This is a genomic window from bacterium (assembly GCA_035295165.1).
Taxonomy (GTDB): Bacteria; Sysuimicrobiota; Sysuimicrobiia; order Sysuimicrobiales; family Segetimicrobiaceae; genus JAJPIA01.
Genome location: DATGJN010000033.1, coordinates 1 through 18848, shown reverse-complemented (window position 1 = coordinate 18848; position 18848 = coordinate 1). Strand labels below are relative to the sequence as shown.

The window sequence follows — 18848 nt, the reverse complement described above, 5'->3', positions numbered from 1 at the left end:
GCTACAATACACGCGATGCTCCTCATCACACTGGTCTCCGACGTCATCCAGTTGTTGACGCTCCTGATCATCGTGCGGGCCGTCCTCTCGTGGATCCCCACGGCGGACTACGGCCACCCGATCATCCGCTTCGTCATGCGCGTCACCGACCCGGTGCTGGAACCCGTGCGGCGAGTGCTCCCGCCCCTCGGCGGCTTGGACCTCTCCCCGATTATCGCCATCCTCCTGTTGCAGTTCGCGGGCCAGTTGTTGATCCGGGCGCTGGTCTCCCTGCTCGCGGGCGCCTGAGCCGCCCGCTTACGTTGACACGGATTTCTTGCGCCGCGCGACCGCGCGGCGACGGCGGCGCGGCTTGTGGTTCAAGACGTTCTCCGGCAAATTCTCCTCCCACGTGATCATACTGTGAAAGTAGACGTTGTCGCCCTCGTCGAGGCCGCGCGTCACTTCCGTGATGTGCATGTTCGTGGCGCCGAACGCCTTCAGCGCGTGTTGCACCGCCGGTTCGGGCTTCGCACGCTCGCCGCACGTGAAAATGTCGAGCGCAACGTAGCCGGCCTCGGGCCAAGTGTGCACCGACAAGTGGGACTCGGAGATCACCACCACGCCGCTGACGCCGGTGGGACGAAACCGATGGAACGAGATCGCCCAGATTTGCACGTCCGCGACCTCGGCGGCCTGCACCATGATTTGCTCCACCTGCTCGACCCGGCTGATCACGTCCGGGTTGCAGCCCGACCCCTCGACGATGTAGTGATGCCCGACGGTTTCCACCGTCGACCTCCCTCCCCGCCGCGAAAGCTCGCGCGGCGCCGCTGCGACGATTCCGGGGGGCTCGTGCCCGTCCCGGTCAGGCAAACCTCCGTATGAGCGCGATCACACCCGTGCTGATGATCGTGACGAGCAGCGCGCTGACCGTGCTCCCGAGCGCCAGGGCGATCACCGCCTGTCGGCGCGGCAGGCCGAACAGCCATGCGAGGATTGTGCCGGAGTAGATGCCCGGGCCCGGCAGAGGCAGGCTCACATAGATTCCCACCCCGAGCACGCCCCAGCGTTCCACGTAGCCGCGACCCCGGTTCCGCACCTCCTCGATCCCCCACCGCACGACCGGCACCCCAGACAGAAACCGATGGTAGAAGAGATCCAACACCAAGAACATTGGGATGATCATCACCCAACTGGCAGTGATTGCGGCGAGACAGGCGACCACGGGCGGCAGTCCTTTGGTGATCCCGTAGGGAATCGCCAGCCGCAACTCAACCCAGGGCACGATCGAGAACAACATCACCTGAACGATCCTAGCGGGCATTCGCGCCTGCCGACGCTCGCAGTTGCGCGATGCGCGCCCGGCGGGCCCGAATACGGACCTCCGCCTCGTGCCACATCCGCCACTCGTCTGGACCGTCCGGGGTAAACGCGGGGACCGGAGCGGGATGGCCGTGCTCGTCGAGGTGAACCATCGTGAAAAACGCGGTGCACGTGTGGTGACGCGCCCCCGATCGCGGGTCTTCGGCATCTACGCGGACGCCGATCTCCATCGACGACCGCGCGACGTGCGTAAGCACCGTGCGAAAGTCCACGATCTGACCGATCCGAAGCGGGTTGTGGAAGTACACGGTGTCGAGCGATGCCGTCACCGTCGCGCCGCGGCAGTACCGCGCAGCGGTGATCGATGCCACCTCGTCGAGCATCTCGAGCAATTTGCCGGCGAACATCAGCGTTCCGCTGAGGGCGTCTTCCGGACGCACCAGCCGCGACAGCGTCACCGCGTGCCGCGTGCGCAGGTCCGGAATCGCATCTTCACCGCCCCGGTGCGCGTGAAGTCGCGTCAGCCGCGCCGCTTTGCGGGCTTCGGCCTCTGCGCATACCGCCGCCTCCGCCTCGGTGCCGGGCGTAATCGTCCGTCCCACCGGCCGGGGGCGCTCGTGCTCATCCAGCGACACAAAGGCGAGATGCGAGGAGGTCGCCCGCCTCGGCACGCCCCGCTGAGGCGACTCCGCATGCACCGTCACGCCCACCTCGAGGGATGACCGGCCGATGGATTCCACCTGTGCATCCATCGTCACGATCTCTCCGAGGTGGATTGGTGTGAGGAAGTCCAGATCGTCCATCGCGCCAAGCACGACGGCTCCGCGCGCCACGCGAGACGCGGCGAGCGTTCCGGCGGTTGCGATCCATGACATCATCCGTCCGCCGTACAGGGTGCCACGCTGGTTGGTGTGCTCGGGAAAGACCAACTGAACCATCTGGAAGCGCGTGTCCGCGATGGTCGGCACCCTGCCCTCCTCACTGCGCCACCGAGTATGGTACCACATAGCCGGGAAAAATCTACCCGTGTCTCTCTCGGGCTCCTTCTGCGCTGTGCTGTACGGTTGTGTGTGCTCATCAACGCACTGAGACCAACGGAGGCGAAGAGACACCTGCCGTGCGTGTGCCTCGCACAGCAAAGGTGGAATTCCGCGACAACATCTCGCACCCGCGCGCGCGCCGCGGGCGCGTCGCATCACCCTCGCGAGTTTCCGCCACCGCCGTTCCAATCGGTTTGGGAGGGCAACACGCGGCTCGCACCGGCAGCACGCCCAGGAAACTCCGTTTTTTCGCGGAAGCGAGTAGGGTACCGTATAGCCGTCGATCTGCACGCAACCCTTCGCGCCCGCATTGGGAGGACAGATGCCGTCACGTCGAACTTCCCCGATCCGCCGCGCGCGGACTGTACGTCTGTGACATTGCGCTACCGCCTGGCGCGCCTGAGCCGGCCGGGTCCGCGCCGGACGTTTGGACGGGCGTGGCTCGTGGTGTGTCTCGTCGGCGCTTTCGTCACGCTGGGTTTCGCCGGCGGCCAGCATCTGTTTATCGTCGTCACTCTCTGGCTCGTCTGCGTCTTCGCACCTGTGCGCATCGCGATCGAACTGCTCCATACGCAAGGGCCGCGCCTCCAAGAGCGCTTGCGACGGGACTTGGAACGCCGCGGCGACCGATACGATACGCGCGAGCGCGTCGCCGTGATGACGGAGATGTTGTTCGAACGCGAGGTGCGGCTACCTCGTCTCGCGCCGCCTGACCTTGGCAGCAAGGTCACCGACGCCGCGATCGCGATCTGTCACCGGGCATTCCGCACGGGCGCCGGGGCCCTCGGTGTTCTGCAGGCCGCGACGATCTCTCGCGCGCTGCTCGAGCGCTGGGCCGGGACGATCGCGGCCGACACACGCCTCGTCCGGCCGGTCCCGACGGCTGATCCGAACGGCGCTCCCCCGACGCTGTGGGACCCCGAGGCCAGCATCCAGGAGCAGTGGGTCACGCTGCGCGCGGTCGCCGGGCTGGCCGCCCTCTTGAAGACGCTCGTCGCAGTGTACGAAGACAGCGCGGGGCGTCCGATGGAGAACAGCGCCGCCGTGCGGGCGGCCGGCGACACGGCCATGGACTTCGCGGACCAAATCGGCCTGCGGTTGGAAGGCCCCCCGTGGGAGGGAGCCGCCGGCGTCGCACCCGTGCAGATCCCGCCGGAGCTCATCGGCCGGCTCGCGGAAACCTGGACGGCCTTCTGCGAAGCTCCACCGCCGGCCCCGCGCCGTCTCGTGGCGTTCCTGAACAGCATGCCGCAGTAGCGGATCTTCGCGCGGTCACCCCGCGACGCGTGCGATCGGCAGCTCCCCGAACGCACGGTAGGCCCACGCCGCAGCACGCACACCAACGACGCCGCCCGACCCCTTGGTGCTGCGTCTCGTAGGCACAGAGCATCGTCCACGTGCTGAAGCGGAAAAACCACGGCCCGGGTCGCGACCCCGGTCGCATCCGAGCGAGCATCCCCACGCGAATAAGAACAGCCCCGACGCCCCCGCATCGCGGTGGCCCCCGAACCTCGACGAAGTACGTGCCAATCCCCACGGACAGTAGCAACCATGCCACGCCGAGGAACGGCATAGCGCGGGACCGTCGCGTGCTCGGGAGCGATACGCCGTGCGGGCGCTACCGGCCGAGGACCCCGCTCCCGAACTCGCGCCCGAGCGGGCGTGCGGCGCCTGCTCGACGAGCGTCGGGGCGAGCCGCCCGCCCGGCCTGCCCGGCGCACCATGGTTCCAGTAAAGGGGTGTGATCAGCGAATCAAGTATTGTGTAACCGGCCGTTCGGCGGATTAAACAGAAAGAAGGAGGGGTTGAACTTGAGAAAAATGCTCTCGATCTTGCTCACAGGTGCATTCGTGCTTGCATTTGGATTCCCACAAGTTGCCGCATTCGGTGCCGTGCCGATGGCTGGGGCAACCTTGAGCAACCCGGCACTGCTCCCGCAAGGTGACGACAACGGGCCTGGCGCCGTTCTGGGCGTGCCGCCGCTCGTTCCCCAAGGGGACGACAACGGACCCGGCGCTGTCCTCGGCGTTCCGCCGCTCGTTCCTCAGATCACGGGGACGACGTCATAGATAGCTGGATCCGATCCCGGCAACTCGCGCTGCAATTGGGGGCTTTACAAGTCGTCACTTCGTGAACCACATTGTGCGTAACGGAAGAGGATATGAGCCGACCGCCGAGCGGCCATTTTCTCTTCACGCTCGTACGACGCGGTTGGATTTGCGAGTGAGGCGAATTGAAACTTTGTTCAGAGGTTGGATGACAGCAGGAATTCGTGTTCCCGGCAGAAAACATCAGAGCCTTGTCAAGTATCACTAACTATATTTTGAGGACAATGGAGCGACATCGGTGTCTTCATTGGGTGAACGGATTCGGGGGAGACGCAAGGAGCTCGGCCTTACACAGACCGAACTCGGCGGTGGGAACCTCACGAAGGGATTCATAAGCCTGGTTGAAAAGGGTCGGGCCAAACCGTCCCTGCAGACGTTGCTCCTGCTCGCCGAGCGCCTCCAAAAACCCGTGGGCTACTTCCTGGAACCGGGGACGCTGCTGAGCACGAAAGCGGTCCGCGTCGCAGTCGCGTCAGCGTGGGTCGCGATAAAGCAGGGCGACTACACGCGGGCGGCCGAGCACTTCGAAGAAGCACTCAGCCTGGGCAAGGAAAGTCGGGACAAGAGTGTCGAGGCCGAGTGCCACATCGGTTTGGCCATGGCATTGGCTCACCTCCGGCAGTTTGATCTCGCGGAGGAGAGCCTGCAGCGCGGACAGGAGTTGGCGGTGGCGATCGGCGATTCACGCCACCTCGTGCGCATCAACCACGTCCTCGGCATCATCGCGTATTTCCAGCGGCGCCTGGAGGACGCGCGACGCCACTTCTCCGAGGGGTTCCAGCGCTTCCAAGCGACGAACGACACGGATCTGAGCCTTGGCGGGATTCTCCTCTACAACCTCGGCAATACGTACATGGAACTGGGGGATCATGTCGAGGCCGCCCGCTGGTATGAGCAAGCGCTGGCGCTCGTCGAGCCGACGGAGGACCTTCATCGACTCGGGTTGGTGCATGTACAACTCGGCGTGGCTCAGCGCGAGCGCGGCGACTACGAGACCGCGATCGTGCACCTGACCAAAGCCGAGCACCTCTTCGAGGTGCTACAAGATACGCGGTTGCTGGGATGGGCGCACAACAGCATCGGCATCACCCTGCTGGCGCGCGGGAACGTGGACGACGCGATCGCTCACATCAACACCAGCCTGCGCATCAAGGGACGCATCGGAGATGATCCCGGGCGAGCACGATCGCTTACGGAACTGGGACGAGCCCTCACCATGAAACGGGAGTTCGCCGAGGCCGACGCGGCCCTCGTCGAGGCGGATCGCCTCACGAAGAAGTTCGGCGACAAGACCGAGGCGGCGCGGATTCAAGTCGCGTGGGCCCGCCTGCGGTCGGCCGCACGGCAGGTCGCGGAGGCCATCCGCCACTACGAGGAGGCGATCGCCGCGTTTGAATCGCTCGGCATGGACGCCGATCTCGCGGCGGCCTGCAACGAACTCGGCGAATTGCTGCTGGAGCAGCAGCGCCCATCGGAAGCCGCCCCGTATCTCGCGAGAACACTTCGGGTGCTCAGGGCCGACAAGCACCACTAGCGAAGATCGGCGCGCACGCGTCCCGCTCATCCCGGTCGCCACGCTCCCTCCGCAACGACCCGCTTGGTAGGATGGGCTCGAGGGACGAGTTCGGAACCGGGAGGTCTCATGTCACATTCTGCACGGCCCGAGGGGCGTTCCGCGCCCGCGCCAGGACGCACCCGCCGTACGTTTCTCGCGTGGGCTCTGGCGGGCGGCGGGTTCCTCGGATGGTCCGCGGCCGCGCGCGCAGCGAGCCGGTGGTGGAGCAGCCTCGTCTTCGGGGTGTTCGAGAACCGCGCATTCGGTGAGGTCGCGGCGCTTCCGTCCCATCGCCGCGTGGCGCGCGAGGGCACGGTCCTCTCACGCTACTACGCGATCGGGCACCCGTCCGGTCCCAACTACCGGGCGATGGTATCGGGAGAAACGTGGGGTAACGGCGAGGTCGTGGATGCGTTCCACCCGTCGGTCGCAAGCATCGCCGCCTCGCTGAGACCGCCCATCCCCACGTACGTCTACCATCTCGCCGGCACCGCCGCGCGCCGCCACAATCCGCTCGGAGACCTGCACGCGCCAATCGCGGCCGAGCGCCACGGGTTCGACACGTTCGGGCGAGACCTCGATACCCTTCCCCCTACCTGTCTGGTGTACGTCGGCTGGAACGATGCGAACGATCTCCACGACGGGGACTTCGCGCAGGCCGACCATAACCTCACGGCGTTGCTGGACCTACTCGGCCGGTCACGCTGGTTTGCCACGCCGGATGCGGCGGGCCGGTACCCGGCCCTGTTCTTCTGCTACGACGAGGACGACGGGACCGAGAACAACCGGGTCTTCGCCGCCTGGTGGGGGCGTGGCGTGCGGCGCGGGAGTGTCTCGCAGGTTCGGCACACGCACTACGGGTTCTGCCGGACCATCACCGACAACGCGGGACTCCCGCCGCTGGGCAAGGCTGCGGATGAAGGCCCGATCGACGAGGTGTGGGCCTAGGCAGGAGATTACGGCTCGCCGGGCGTACTAGCCGCCGGAAGAGGCCCGAAGTTCCGGTCGCCGGACGGGACATCGCAGGGATCGCCGCATGCGTCGCAGCAGCAGTGGGAGGATCGATCGCCGTGCACATGGCACTCCGGGCACGCCGGGCCCTTTGTGGGGCGTTGGTGGCCGTGCTGGCCGCCACGTTCCTCGTGTCCCTTCCGACCGCACCGGCACGCGCCCAGGCGGTGGCGATCCGCGCCATCGCTAACGGGCAGCCAGTGTTCCTCCGGGGCGACGCGATCCTCCAGGACTCCGTCGTCATGGCCCCCTATCAGGGGTTGTCCGAACCACTCGGAATCCACGCGAGCTGGGATCCCCGCGGCCAAACCCTCACGCTCGTGAGCCCGGCCGGCGATGAGATGCAGCTCCGCCCCGACGACCCCTACGCGACGGTCAACGGCGAACGCAGGCCGATCCCGATTCCGCTCGTCAGCGTGTTCGGGCGGGTGCTCATCCCAGTGCAGTGGGTATTCGACACCCTGGGCGACATTACAAGCTACGATGCGGCGACCCGCACCGTCACCATCAGCGCGCAGATCACAGGCATTGCGTGGCGGGCGGTTGGCGAGGGCCTCGAGGTCCAGTTCGACGCGACGGCGCCGCTTCACGCACGCGCTGCCTTTCTGCGCGGTCCCGACCGCGTGGTGGTGGACGTGGACGGCGCGCTCGCCCGGCTCCCGCAACCGACGATCGACGTCCACGAAGGCCCGCTCACGAGCATCACCGTGGCCACGCTCCCGTCCGGCAGCGAGGTGACCTTCGCGGTCACGGGACCGGTCCGGTTCCGACTGGCATCCGATACGACCGGCCGGCATGCGACCCTCACCGTCACGACCGGCAGCCTGCCGGAGCCCCGCGGCTCCATTTCGCCCGCGGCTTCCGGCGAGCCGCGCATCCTGAATGTCGCCTATCAGCACGTCGACGGCGGCGGGCGGCTCTCGATCACGAGTACCCAGCCGCTCCGGATCACGCAGCACGTGCTGCGCAACCCGGACCGGGTCGTGCTGGATGCCCAGGACGCCGTGTTTGTCCCGGTGAAACAGACGCTGGACGTGAACGACGGGCTCGTCGTCCAAATCCGCGCGGCGCAATTCCACAAGGCGCCGGACATCGTGCGGGTCGTCGTCGAACTGGCCCGTCCCGCGCCGTTTGCCGTGCGCGCCGGCGCCGACCCGACAGAGACGTTGGTCGGCCTCGGCGCCGCAGCCGCAGGCGCGCCCGGAGCGGGACCGTTACCCGCCTCCGGCCCCCGCGGTCCGGTCGTCGTCGCGATCGATGCGGGCCACGGCGGGAGCGACCCGGGCGCGACCGGTCCGACCGGGGTTCGCGAGAAGGACGTGGTGCTCGCGATCGCCCAAGACCTCCGCGCGCTGCTGGCCCAGCAGCACATCGACACCGTCATGGTGCGCGACAGGGATGAGTTTGTCCCACTCGACGATCGCGCGTCCATCGCGCAGCGAGGCGGAGCGACCCTGTTCGTGAGCATCCACGCGAACGCCTCCGTGGACGCCAACGCAAACGGTACCCAGACGTTCTACTACACACCGCAGAGCGTCCCCCTCGCCCAGTACGTGCAGGACGAGGTGAGCCGCGCGGTCAACCTCACGCCGCGGCCTCCGACCCAGGCGCGGTTCGAGGTGCTCCTCGACACCAGACAGATCCCCGCCGTGCTCGTGGAGACCGCGTTTGTCACGAACCCGCGGGAGGAACAGATGCTGCGGGACCCCGCGACGCAACAACTGTTCGCGCGGGGCATTCTCAACGGCATCCAGCGGTATCTCACGGCCCAGCAGTCCGGGGCCCCGTAGCGTCGGGACGGCCCCTCGCGCTGCCCGCCGGCCCAGAGACGGAATCCGAAAGGGAGGACACGCATGGCGCGACGGCGATCGGCTCGCCGGCAATCCTCGCAGTGGTTGAGCGCGCTGTTACTCGGCGTGCTGCTTGGCGTCGGGCTGGTGCTCGGAGCGCTGTGGGCGTCTCACAGCCGTCCCGTGACGCGGTCACCGGTCGCGGTCGCGCCCGGGCCGACAATGCACCCCCGCTCGCCGCAGCAGGCCCCCCCTCGTCGACCCGGAGCGTCGACACCGCAGCAGACCCCAGGGGCGCCGTCGGCGGGATCCACGCCGTCGGCCCCGCAGCCATCCACGCAGGCCCCGGAGCATCCCGTCGGCCCGGCCGGGCCGGGGCGCGCGCGGGTGGCGGTCATCTTCGATGACGCCGGCTACAGTCTCGCGGCCGCCCGCGAGGTCATGGCGCTCGGCCGGCCGGTCACCATGTCGGTCCTTCCCCACCTCCCCTTCTCCACCGAGATCGCGCAGGAGGCCCCAGCCCACGGCGTGCAGATCATCTTGCACCTGCCGGTGCAGCCACTGGACCCGTCGATCCCGCTCGGCCCGGGGGTGGTCACGGTGGACATGCCCGACGCCGCGATCCAGGAGACCGTCCGAGGCGACCTCGCGACGGTCCCCACCGCCGTGGGCGCGAACAACCACGAGGGGTCTCGCGGCACCGCGGACCCGCGGGTGATGCGGGACGTCATCTCGGTGATCAAGACGCGGCAGCTCTTCTTCGTGGACAGCTTGACATCGCCGCGCTCGGTGGCCGCTCAGGTCGCCCGGGAGATGGGCGTGCCGACCGGAACGCGCGCCGTGTTCCTCGACAACCAGAACACGGACGCCTACGTGCGTGGCCAGTTCCACGCGCTGATCAGGATCGCGCTCAGCCAAGGGCAGGCGATCGCGATCGGACACGTCGGCAAGGTCACGGCCGGCGTGTTGCGATCGATGCTGCCCGAGTTTGACGAGGCGGGGATCCAGCTCGTGACGGTGTCGCAGTTGGTCCGTTAGCGGACGGCGCCGACAGCGCTCAGCGAAGGAACACCGAAGGCGGCACGAGGCGCACCCCCGCGCGATCGAATTCGGACAGCAAGGCGCCGATGACACTGGGCGCGGGCGTCTCCAAGCGAGCCACGCCAATCGCCATTCCCGTCCCGCGCGCGCGCGTGATCAGCCTACGGACGCCTGCCGCAATCGCATCGGGGGTCGGGGTCGCATCCAGATCATCGGTCACGACGAGCACCGGAACGCCGAGTTCCCGGGCGATCGCGGACGCACCGGAGTCGTCGTCTCCAGCCGCGAGAAACCACGCACCCCTCGCACGAACGACCTGCAACACGTCTCGCAGCACCCGAGCGTTCGGCACGCCATAGGCCCCGGCGTCGGCGCGGAGCCCCACGACCCCCGGCGCCGTCACGAGATCGTCCAACGTCGTGCGGCGGATCTCGTCATCGGACATGCGCGCGGTGATCGCGGGAACGGCCGACCCGGCCGTCCCGACCGGGAGGTCCAGCACCGCCTCCAGCCCGTGGGCCGGCGCGTCCTTCGAGATTTCCACCGAGTAGGGCTGCCGCGGGCGAATCCCGAGACCGAACGGACGCCGCATGGCGTAGATCGGGGCGAGCGCGGCCAGGCTGGCGCCCGCGTGCACGAGGACGATCGCGGCGGACGCGGACCGACCGGCACCGGGCGCCGGTCCCACGGTCCCCACCGCGGCCGCAACGACGAGGACGACCGCGAGCGCTCTCACCATCCCGGCCCGAGTCTACCGCCGGGCCTCCCGACCGTCAACACGCCGTGCCCCGCAGAGGGGTTTCCCGGCGCGCCCGACAATACTCCTGAGTGCGTTTCTTCTCGCGCGAGCCTGCGGCGGCGTTCGCCGCCGCATCCTTGGGAGGACCCTTGATGCGCTTTGGACTCGGCGACACCGCGCCTCACCGTACGCAGTGCGACCTGCTCGCTCTGCCGGTCTCCGAACCGGGAACACTAAGTGGACCTGCGGCCGACGTCGACGGCGCGACCGGCGGACGGCTCGCCGAACTGGCGCGCGTCGAAGGATTCACCGGCAAACAGGGCACCACCGTGATGCACTTCGCCCCGGACGCACCGTTCCGTCGGGTGTTGCTCGTGGGCACCGGCGCGGGATCCGACCACGAGCGCCTGCGGCGCTACGCAGCGGTGACGGTCCGGCGCGCGCGTGAGGCCCGGGCGGTGCGGATCGCGCTGCACACGGGACCGGACGGCTCGGATGCGGCCGAGCGCGTCCGCGCGATCGTAGAGGGCGCCGGGCTCGGCGCCTACCGGTTTGACAAGTACCGCGGCGGCACCGACACGCCCGTGCAGGAGGCAACCGTGTTGGTGCCCACCGGGGCCCAGGAGGCACTCGGGGCCGCGCTCAGGCTCGGGGAAGCAGCCGTGCGGGCGACCTGTCTGGCGCGCGACCTCGTCAACGAGCCAGCCAACGTCATGACCCCTGCCGGCCTCGCGGACGCGGCCCGCGCGGTCGCCGAGCGGGACGGGCTTCGCTTCCGCGTCATCGAGCTCGACGAGGCACGCCGCATGGGGATGGGACTGTTCGCCGCCGTCGCGGCGGCGAGCGACCAACCCCCGAAGTTCATCGTGCTCACGTACGAACCGAAGGGTTCCGGCGGTGGCGAGCGGCCCCGGCGAACGGTCGCGATCGTGGGCAAGGGCATCACGTTCGACAGCGGCGGGCTCGACATCAAGGGGGCGAGCGGGATGGCTACGATGAAGGGCGACATGGGAGGCGCCGCCGCCGTCGTCGGCGCGATGAGCGCGCTGCGCGCCCACGACGTGCCCGTGCGCGTGCTCGGCATCGCGACCGCCACCGAGAACATGATCAGCGGGCACGCGATGCGGCCAGGCGATATCATCCGGAGCCTCGCGGGGAAGACCGTGGAGATCACCAACACCGACGCGGAGGGCAGGCTCGTGCTCGCGGACGGACTTGCGTTCGCGGTGCGCGAGGGCGCCACGGAACTCATCGACCTCGCCACGCTGACCGGCTCGTGCGTGATCGCGCTCGGCGACTACACGGCCGGCATCATGGGCAACGACCAGACCCTGCAAGAGCGCCTCGTCCGCGCCGCGGCGCTGGCCGGGGAACAGGTCTGGCAGTTGCCGATGTACGAGGAGTACCTCGAGGCGATGCGCGGCGAGATCTCCGACCTGAAGAACTCCGCCGGGCGCCAAGCCGGCGCCGAGCGGGCCGCCGCGTTCATCGGCGAGTTCGTTGGCGCGACCCCGTGGGCCCACCTCGACATTGCTGGGCCAGCGTTTTGCGAGGAGAAGAGCGCACCGCCCTACATGCCGATGGGCGGCACCGGCTTCGGGGTGCGGACGCTGCTGCGCTACCTGGCGTCGTCCGACTAGGCGGCGGCCCACCCGCCAGGGCTGCGCACACACGACAGCATGAAGGGACTCGAGGCATTTGAAGCCCTCGACATGCGGGTCGGCCGGATCCGCAGGGCGGAGCGCCATCCCAAGGCGCGGAAGCCCTCATACATGCTCTGGATCGACTTCGGACCCTACGGCGAGCGCACGTCGAGCGCGCAGCTCACTGATCTGTACCGGCCGGAAGACCTCGTGGGACGACAGGTCGTCGCGGCCTTCAACCTGGGAGCCCGTGCGATCGCCGGGTTCACGTCCGAGGTGCTGGTCCTGGGCGCGGCGGATCCAGAACGACGGGTCGTGCTCTTGAGCCTCGAGCGCGACGTGCCGGACGGCACCAAGATCTTCTGACCGCTGCGGTCGCGCGGAGCGCGCCGGCACCGAGGATGGGAGCACCCCGCTGAGACATACGACACGAACCTTCGAGGAGAGCCGACGTCTGCTGGGCGTGGCCGCGGGCCGCCAACCCGCCGACCGCTATCTTGAGAGCGCGACGCTGCTCAACGTGTACAGCGGTGAACTCTACCGGGCGAACGTGGCCATCGCCGGCGGCCGCGTGGCGTACGTGGGGTCCGGCCGCACGATGGTGGGACCGGACACCGACGTCCTGACGCTCGCCGGCAAGGTGCTCGCGCCCGGGTACATCGACCCCCACACCCACATCACCGGGATGGTGACCCCGGTCGAGTTCGCACGCGAGGTCCTGCGTACGGGGACGACCGCGCTGGTCGCAGACACCCTGCAGATACAGTTGCAGACGCCGCCGGAACTGATCGTGGAGCTGCTGGCGAGGCTGTCCGCCATGCCGGTCCACGTCTACTGGTTCCTCCGCCCCGACGCGGCCTCGCCGCTGCCGGACGAAACGATGTTCTCGATCGAGCGTCTGACCCCGTTGCTGGAACAGGAATCGGTGCGCGCCGTCGGCGAGGTCACCCGGTGGCCCGACCTCTACCGCGGAGACGAGGACCTGTTCCGGAAGATTGCGCTCGCGTTCTCGACCGGCCGGCGGATCGAGGGCCATGCGCCGGGGGCGTCGCCCGACCGTCTCGTCGCGCTCGCCGCCGCGGGCTGGTCGGCGGATCACGAGGCGATCACCCCGGACGAAGCCCTCGCCAGGCTCCGGGCCGGCATCTACACGATGCTGCGACACTCGTCGCTGCGTCCGGATCTCCCCGCCCTCGCACAGGCGGTCACGGCGGAGCGGGCGGCCTCCGCCCGGCTGATGCTGACCACGGACGGCCCCGAGACGACGACGATCGCCGAATCCGGTTACATGGACCACGTGATCCGTCAGGCCATTGCGTCGGGCATCCCGCCGATCCCCGCGTATCAGATGGCGACGCTCAATCCGGCGACGTACTTCGACCTCGACGAGGAAATCGGCGGAATCGGTCCCGGCCGGCGCGCGGATATCGCCGTGCTCGACGACCTCCGCGATCCCACGCCGTCGCTCGTGCTGGCCGCGGGCGAGATCGCGGTGCGCGACCGCGCGACGGTGGCGACCTTCCCCGACGTGGACTGGCCCCGCTACTTTCCGCGCAGGATCCGACCGGATTGGCATCCACGCCCGGAGCTGTTCGAGACCACGGCCGGTGACCTCGCCGCCGCCGGCGATGGAACGTCGTCCCGAGTCCCCGCGAGTCCGCCCGACAGCGTGAGCTTTCCGGTGATGCACTTGGAGAACAGCGTCATCACGCGCAGGCGAGACATGACCGTGCCCGTTCGCAACGGCGTGCTCGCGTGGCCCTCCGACGTTGTCCGGCTGGCGCTCCTCGATCCGGCGGGACGCTGGATCACCAACGGCGCGCTCTCGAATTTCGTCACCCGGCTGGGCGGGATGGCGTCCTCGTTCAACGTCAACGCCCATCTCATCGTGCTCGGCCAGGACCCCGCGGACATGGCGCACGCCACCCGGCGGGTCCTCGAGATCGGCGGCGGGATCGTGGCGGTGGAACGGGGAACGACCCTGCTCGAACTGCCGCTGCCGATCGCAGGGGTGATGTCGCCCGACCGTTTGCCGGCGGTCGCAGACCAGGTGCGGGGCCTGTACGCGTTCCTCCGCGCGCGCGGGTACGCTCACGCCGACCCACACTACAGCCTGCTCTTCCTGCCGATCGACTCGCTGCCCGACGTGCGCGTCACCTACCGCGGGGTGTGGGATGTCCGGCGCGGGGAAACGCTCGTTCCGAGACGAGACCTCCCATCCCCCGCCTAAACGGTCGCGACGAGACCGGCGGGCCGATCGCCCGACATCGTCAGGGTGTCCGCTTGTAGGTGAGCTCCACGCCGCTTCCGACCGGCAGGGTCACGGTCTCCAATGCGGGGTCCGCCCTCAATCGCGCCATAAACGCCGTGACCTCCGACGCGTGCGACACCACATTGTCCGTCGCGAGCAGGCCACCCGGGCGGAGTAACCGCAGCAGCGGGCCGAGGTACGTCAGATAACTGGGGCGGTCGGCGTCCAGCAGGATGAAATCCACGGGCCCGGCGATGCTCGGCAGCACGTCGAGGATGCGGGCCTCTCGGATCGTCACGCGCCCGCCCACCCCGGCTCGGGCCAGGTTCTCGCGCGCCATCGCCACCTTGTGCGGCGCCTGATCGACCGTCGTGACGTGGCCGCCGGTCGCGGACGCGGCCCATGCCAGCCAGATCGTCGAGTACCCGTTCGACGTCCCCAGCTCCAAGATGGTGCGCGCGCCGAGCACGCGCACCAGAATCGACAAGAACCGGCCGGCCTCGGGCGTGATGTTGAGCAGCCGCCGCGATCGCTCGGATTCGCGGGCGTCGTGCGCGCGGCCAAACTCGGCCAACTCATCCAGCAGGTGAAACAGCGCGGCCTCGTCCATCGGGCCTCCTCCGCTGCTCGGCCGACGTCTCGACACACGCCAACGCGGCCCGACGGCAGCGCCCACGGCCTTCGCGGGCCGCGGGATGCGCTCCTCCGCGCCGCCTCATCCACTTGCCGTCCGCCCGCCGCGCAACACGCCGAGATAGATCCTGACCGCGAACAGGGGACGCCGCGACGCGCCAGGAAGGATCCCCCGACGTTCTTGAAAGGCGGGGATGCGCGTGTACGCGGGGATGTTTCTGTATCCGTGGGATCTCGCCGATGAAGGTACCGAGGCGGTGACAGCGCGCCTCCGGGACGTCGGCATCAACACGGCCGTCGTCGCCGGCAGCTACCACGCCGGAAAATTTCTGCGTCCGCATGCGCCCGCGACCCGCGTCATCTTCCCGGTCGACGGCACGGTATATTTCCGGCCGACGACCGCCCGGTATCGAGACACCCCGCTCCGCCCCATCGTGAACCCGCTCGTTGAGCGGTACGATGCGTTCGCCGCGCTGGCAGACCACCGGGCGGCCAGCGGTGTCGACGTCGCCGCGTGGATGGTGCTCTTGCACAACACGCCGCTCGGCACCGCGCACCCGGAGTGCGTTGCGCGAAATGCCTACGGCGACCCGTACTGGTACAGCCTCTGCCCCAGCCATGGGTCGGTGCGCGCGTACGCGCGGGCCCTGATCGCGGACGTGGCGGCGTCCTACCCGGTGCAGCACGTCGTCATCGAAGCGCCGGGTTTTCTCCCGTACGCGCACGGATTTCACCATGAGAACCGCATGGACCCGCCGGATCCGTGGAGCGCGATGCTGCTCGCCCTGTGCTTCTGCCCGGCGTGTGCGGCGAGGGCCGCGGAGACCGGGCTCGACGCCGCCCGACTCGCGGAGACCGTGCGCGACGCGCTCGATGCGTTCTTCGATGCGCCGTCGATGCCGCGACCCTCCGACGGACAAGCGCTCCATTGGGTGCTCGCAAACGTTCTCCACGACCGCGAGTTCGCATCCTACCTCGCCGTCCGGGTCGACACCGTGACGTCGCTCGTCGCCGACCTCCGCGCCGCCACGCCGGCGGGGGTGCGTCTGTCCGTCATTCCGTCCGTCGGCCAACCGCTCGCGCGGGCACCGCTGAACGGTTCGGACCTGACGCGGCTCGCGGGGCACGTCGACACGATCGAGATCCTCGGCTACCGTGCGGACCCCATCGAGGTCGGCGCGGACGCGTGGTGGGCCCGTCATCGGATCGGGCCGAGCACGCGCCTCCACGTCGTCCTCAAGCCCGCCTACCCGGATGCGGCCGACGCGACGAACCTCGCGGCGAAGGTACGGGTGCTCCGCGAGGTGGGCGTGGACGGGCTCTCCTTCTACAACTATGGACACATCCGGCGAGGGCATCTGGCGTGGATCAAGCGGGCGCTCGAAGGGCGCGGCTAGGGAGTCCGAGCGAGGATTCCGCCGCCTTACCGGACCAAACAGTAGCCCGCGACGCCCCGGCCCCCACAACCTCGCCGCCGCTCCGCGACGACTGCGCGTTCCCATCGGTGGCCGTTCCCGCGTCGCGGCTCGCCGCACAGTCACTGTGGCGTACCCCGTCCCCTGAGCCACAGACGTGGCCATGAGCTCGCGGGCGAGGGACAGGGCCTCAGCGGGCGTCTTGGTTCCCGTGGGGAGATGCGGAATGATCGTGTTGCCTTGGATGCCTTTCGAACGCGACGGGTGGGATCATGACTCCCGGGCTCTCCGTCGCCGCACGAAGGTGCCCATGGCTTCCATCGAACGAAGGCCGACCCGCGAGGTCGCGTAAAGCGGATCGAACGAAGGATGGCGGCGGGCTCCCGCCCCTGTTACACTCTCCCGAGTTACGCCACGCAAAGGAGGACCTCATGCGAGCCATTGCTCTCCTCGTCCCGACGATACTGATCCTGCTGACCGTGAGCGTTGGACCAGGGTTCGCCGACAAACTCACGGTGACACTGGTGTCCATCAATTCGCCAATTGGTCAGGGGCAACAACAGACGATTGTCGTGCAAACGCAATCCGGGGCAACGTGTGGGGGACTGGTGTCGGTCGGAAACAGCGCCACAGGCAGAGGAGGATCGCAAACATCAGCCCCGCTCCGGGACCTCCAGGCCGATGACAAGGGCCAAGTCACCTGGTCGTGGCAACAGATCCATGGGTACTCCGCGCACTACGGCGTGCACATCACGTGCAAGAACGGGGCGGACGCCGCCGTCTTGGACACCGGGTACGACGTAAAATAGCGGTCCCTTACCAGCACGCAGGTCCGTTCAGCCACGGCGCTCGGAGCCCCTGACGCTCCGGGCGTCTGGCGTTCGTCGAGCGTCCGAGCCCACCGATGCAAACCCGCCGTGCCGCCCGGAACGCTACGAAAGAGATTCCGCGAGACTGACAGACGTGAAGGCCGTGCCTGTTCTTGCGACGCGGGCGACGATCGCGGGCAACACGAGCGCTCGCAAAGACCGCGCTGCCCTCCCCCCTCACGATGCGACTTCGAATGCGGTCCGCCGGATCGACACGGCCCCAACGGAGGGGCCGCGGGCGTTCAGTACGCGGCGAGCGCGCGGATCGCCGAGGCGATCTCGTCCGCAGACGGCTGAAACGCGGCCTCGAGCACCGGGCTGTGCGGCACCGGCGCGTCCTTGCCGGCAAGCCGCACCACCGGGCCGTCCAGCGCATCGAACGCCTCCTCGCCGATCAACGACGCGACCTCGGCGCCGACGCCGGCCGTGCGGACCGCCTCGTGCACCACGAGCGCTTTGCCGGTCTTGCGCACCGACCCCAGAATCGCCTCGCGGTCGAGGGGCGCAAGACTCCTGAGATCCAAGACCTCCGCGTCGATCCCATCGCGTGCCACCGCGTCGGCCGCGGCGAGGCATTTGTGCAGCATCCACCCATAGGAGAACACGGAGAGCGTGGTGCCGTCGCGGACCGTACGCGCGACGCCGATCGGCGTCGTGTGCTCGCCGTCCGGCACGTCCTCGGTCCGGTACCGATAGAGGTGCTTGTGTTCGAAGAACATCACCGGGTTGGGGTCGCGGATCGCCGCGGTCAACAAACCCTTGGCGTCGTCGGCAAACGCCGGCGCCACGACCTTGAGCCCCGGCGTGTGGACGAACCACGCCTCCATGCACTGAGAGTGGAACGGGCCGCCTTTCACGTCCCCTCCGTAGGGCAGGCGCAGCACCAGCGGGAGCGGCGTGCCGGTGCGCCAGTGAAACTTCGCGGCGACGTTGACGACCTGGGTGAACGCGTCCGAGACGAAGTCCGCGAACTGCATCTCCACGACGGGGCGCATCCCCAGCACCGCGGCGCCGATTCCCGCGCCCACGTTCGCGGTCTCGGCGAGCGGCGCGTCGATGACGCGCCACGCGCCGAACTCCTCCACGAACCCCCTCGTGATGCCGAACGCCCCTCCGTAGACACCGATGTCCTCGCCGAGCACGAACACGCGGGGATCCCGCCGCATCTCGCCCTGCAGCGCGTCGCGGATCGCTTCCAGATAGCTCATCTGCGCCATGTCGTGAGTCCTCAGTCCGGGGCGTACACGCCGTCGGCGACCGTCGCCGGGGACGGCTCGGGGCTCGCCTCGGCCCACTCGAGACCCTCCTCGACCTCCCGCGCGATTCTCGCCTGCATCGCGTCGTCGGCTGCACGAGAGAGGACCCCGGCATCGCGCAGCCGTCCCTCGAACCGCGCGATCGGATCTCGCGCCGCCCACTCCTCAAGCAGCGCCGGGGGCACGTAGGTG

18 protein-coding genes are annotated in these 18848 nt (G+C 68.7%); 11 read left to right on the top strand and 7 right to left on the bottom strand.

The genetic code is table 11. The features are described 5' to 3' along the window. The first annotated feature begins 15 nt into the window (after positions 1–15). Entirely contained in the window at positions 16–288 is a 273-nt protein-coding gene (locus tag VKZ50_04840; protein ID HLJ59040.1) for a YggT family protein, read from the top strand. A 9-nt stretch (positions 289–297) separates the two neighbouring features. Here the strand turns inward: VKZ50_04840 and speD are convergent, their stop codons facing one another. The 3 genes from speD to VKZ50_04825 form a co-directional block, all read right to left on the bottom strand. Then, a complete protein-coding gene (gene speD / locus VKZ50_04835; GenBank protein ID HLJ59039.1) occupies positions 298–771 on the bottom strand; it encodes an adenosylmethionine decarboxylase in 474 nt (157 codons plus the stop codon). Positions 772–847: 76 nt separating this feature from the next. Continuing rightward, positions 848–1306: a small multi-drug export protein gene (locus tag VKZ50_04830; GenBank protein HLJ59038.1), complete on the bottom strand. Its 459-nt coding sequence runs from the start codon at positions 1304–1306 to the stop codon at positions 848–850. Further along, the gene (locus VKZ50_04825; protein HLJ59037.1) at positions 1296–2273 is read right to left on the bottom strand and encodes an acyl-CoA thioesterase; all 978 of its coding nucleotides are present in this window, start codon (positions 2271–2273) and stop codon (positions 1296–1298) included. Before VKZ50_04825 ends, VKZ50_04830 begins: the two co-directional genes overlap by 11 nt. Positions 2274–2717: 444 nt before the next feature. Between VKZ50_04825 and VKZ50_04820 the strand changes: the two genes are divergently transcribed. The 5 genes from VKZ50_04820 to VKZ50_04800 all read left to right on the top strand — a co-directional run bounded on the left by VKZ50_04820 (position 2718) and on the right by VKZ50_04800 (position 9847). Further along, positions 2718–3602, top strand: a complete 885-nt coding sequence (locus tag VKZ50_04820; GenBank protein HLJ59036.1) for a hypothetical protein — start codon at positions 2718–2720, stop codon at positions 3600–3602. Positions 3603–4691: 1089 nt separating this feature from the next. Continuing rightward, positions 4692–5987, top strand: coding sequence for a tetratricopeptide repeat protein (locus VKZ50_04815; protein HLJ59035.1), 1296 nt, complete (start codon positions 4692–4694; stop codon positions 5985–5987). A 108-nt stretch (positions 5988–6095) separates the two neighbouring features. After that, the gene (locus VKZ50_04810) at positions 6096–6956 is read left to right on the top strand and encodes a hypothetical protein (GenBank protein HLJ59034.1); all 861 of its coding nucleotides are present in this window, start codon (positions 6096–6098) and stop codon (positions 6954–6956) included. Between the two features lie 128 nt (positions 6957–7084). Next, complete coding sequence (locus VKZ50_04805) at positions 7085–8809, top strand: N-acetylmuramoyl-L-alanine amidase (protein ID HLJ59033.1); 1725 nt, start codon at positions 7085–7087, stop codon at positions 8807–8809. 63 nt (positions 8810–8872) lie between these two features. Continuing rightward, positions 8873–9847 carry a divergent polysaccharide deacetylase family protein gene (locus tag VKZ50_04800; GenBank protein ID HLJ59032.1) on the top strand — a complete coding sequence of 325 codons (975 nt, stop codon included), beginning with the start codon at positions 8873–8875 and terminating at the stop codon, positions 9845–9847. 19 nt (positions 9848–9866) lie between these two features. Here the strand turns inward: VKZ50_04800 and VKZ50_04795 are convergent, their stop codons facing one another. Next, positions 9867–10589, bottom strand: coding sequence for a divergent polysaccharide deacetylase family protein (locus VKZ50_04795; protein ID HLJ59031.1), 723 nt, complete (start codon positions 10587–10589; stop codon positions 9867–9869). 152 nt (positions 10590–10741) lie between these two features. On the opposite strand from VKZ50_04795, the gene VKZ50_04790 reads away from it, so the two are divergent. The 3 genes from VKZ50_04790 to VKZ50_04780 all read left to right on the top strand — a co-directional run bounded on the left by VKZ50_04790 (position 10742) and on the right by VKZ50_04780 (position 14462). After that, the gene (locus tag VKZ50_04790) at positions 10742–12229 is read left to right on the top strand and encodes a leucyl aminopeptidase (protein ID HLJ59030.1); all 1488 of its coding nucleotides are present in this window, start codon (positions 10742–10744) and stop codon (positions 12227–12229) included. A 39-nt stretch (positions 12230–12268) separates the two neighbouring features. Next, a complete protein-coding gene (locus tag VKZ50_04785) occupies positions 12269–12598 on the top strand; it encodes a tRNA-binding protein (protein ID HLJ59029.1) in 330 nt (109 codons plus the stop codon). Between the two features lie 97 nt (positions 12599–12695). Further along, a complete protein-coding gene (locus VKZ50_04780; GenBank protein HLJ59028.1) occupies positions 12696–14462 on the top strand; it encodes an adenine deaminase C-terminal domain-containing protein in 1767 nt (588 codons plus the stop codon). A 40-nt stretch (positions 14463–14502) separates the two neighbouring features. On the opposite strand, the gene VKZ50_04775 is transcribed toward VKZ50_04780, so the two are convergent. After that, the gene (locus tag VKZ50_04775) at positions 14503–15093 is read right to left on the bottom strand and encodes a class I SAM-dependent methyltransferase (protein HLJ59027.1); all 591 of its coding nucleotides are present in this window, start codon (positions 15091–15093) and stop codon (positions 14503–14505) included. Between the two features lie 217 nt (positions 15094–15310). On the opposite strand from VKZ50_04775, the gene VKZ50_04770 reads away from it, so the two are divergent. After that, entirely contained in the window at positions 15311–16513 is a 1203-nt protein-coding gene (locus VKZ50_04770) for a hypothetical protein (GenBank protein ID HLJ59026.1), read from the top strand. Between the two features lie 449 nt (positions 16514–16962). After that, a complete protein-coding gene (locus VKZ50_04765) occupies positions 16963–17340 on the top strand; it encodes a hypothetical protein (protein HLJ59025.1) in 378 nt (125 codons plus the stop codon). 302 nt (positions 17341–17642) lie between these two features. Here VKZ50_04765 and VKZ50_04760 read toward each other — a convergent pair whose 3' ends face one another. Further along, positions 17643–18617 carry an alpha-ketoacid dehydrogenase subunit beta gene (locus VKZ50_04760; GenBank protein HLJ59024.1) on the bottom strand — a complete coding sequence of 325 codons (975 nt, stop codon included), beginning with the start codon at positions 18615–18617 and terminating at the stop codon, positions 17643–17645. 11 nt (positions 18618–18628) lie between these two features. Next, a partial coding sequence (locus tag VKZ50_04755; GenBank protein HLJ59023.1) for a thiamine pyrophosphate-dependent enzyme occupies positions 18629–18848 on the bottom strand: 220 nt, incomplete at its 5' end.

Excerpts from the sequence above, each read along its gene's own strand:
- VKZ50_04810 (HLJ59034.1), top strand. The coding sequence starts at position 6,096 with ATGTCACATTCTGCACGGCCCGAGGGGCGTTCCGCGCCCGCGCCAGGA.
- VKZ50_04830 (HLJ59038.1), bottom strand. The coding sequence starts at position 1,306 with ATGCCCGCTAGGATCGTTCAGGTGATGTTGTTCTCGATCGTGCCCTGG.
- VKZ50_04775 (HLJ59027.1), bottom strand. The coding sequence starts at position 15,093 with ATGGACGAGGCCGCGCTGTTTCACCTGCTGGATGAGTTGGCCGAGTTT.
- VKZ50_04805 (HLJ59033.1), top strand. The coding sequence starts at position 7,085 with ATGGCACTCCGGGCACGCCGGGCCCTTTGTGGGGCGTTGGTGGCCGTG.
- VKZ50_04840 (HLJ59040.1), top strand. The coding sequence starts at position 16 with ATGCTCCTCATCACACTGGTCTCCGACGTCATCCAGTTGTTGACGCTC.
- VKZ50_04790 (HLJ59030.1), top strand. The coding sequence starts at position 10,742 with ATGCGCTTTGGACTCGGCGACACCGCGCCTCACCGTACGCAGTGCGAC.
- VKZ50_04795 (HLJ59031.1), bottom strand. The coding sequence starts at position 10,589 with ATGGTGAGAGCGCTCGCGGTCGTCCTCGTCGTTGCGGCCGCGGTGGGG.
- VKZ50_04770 (HLJ59026.1), top strand. The coding sequence starts at position 15,311 with ATGCGCGTGTACGCGGGGATGTTTCTGTATCCGTGGGATCTCGCCGAT.
- VKZ50_04785 (HLJ59029.1), top strand. The coding sequence starts at position 12,269 with ATGAAGGGACTCGAGGCATTTGAAGCCCTCGACATGCGGGTCGGCCGG.
- VKZ50_04765 (HLJ59025.1), top strand. The coding sequence starts at position 16,963 with ATGCGAGCCATTGCTCTCCTCGTCCCGACGATACTGATCCTGCTGACC.
- VKZ50_04760 (HLJ59024.1), bottom strand. The coding sequence starts at position 18,617 with ATGGCGCAGATGAGCTATCTGGAAGCGATCCGCGACGCGCTGCAGGGC.
- VKZ50_04800 (HLJ59032.1), top strand. The coding sequence starts at position 8,873 with ATGGCGCGACGGCGATCGGCTCGCCGGCAATCCTCGCAGTGGTTGAGC.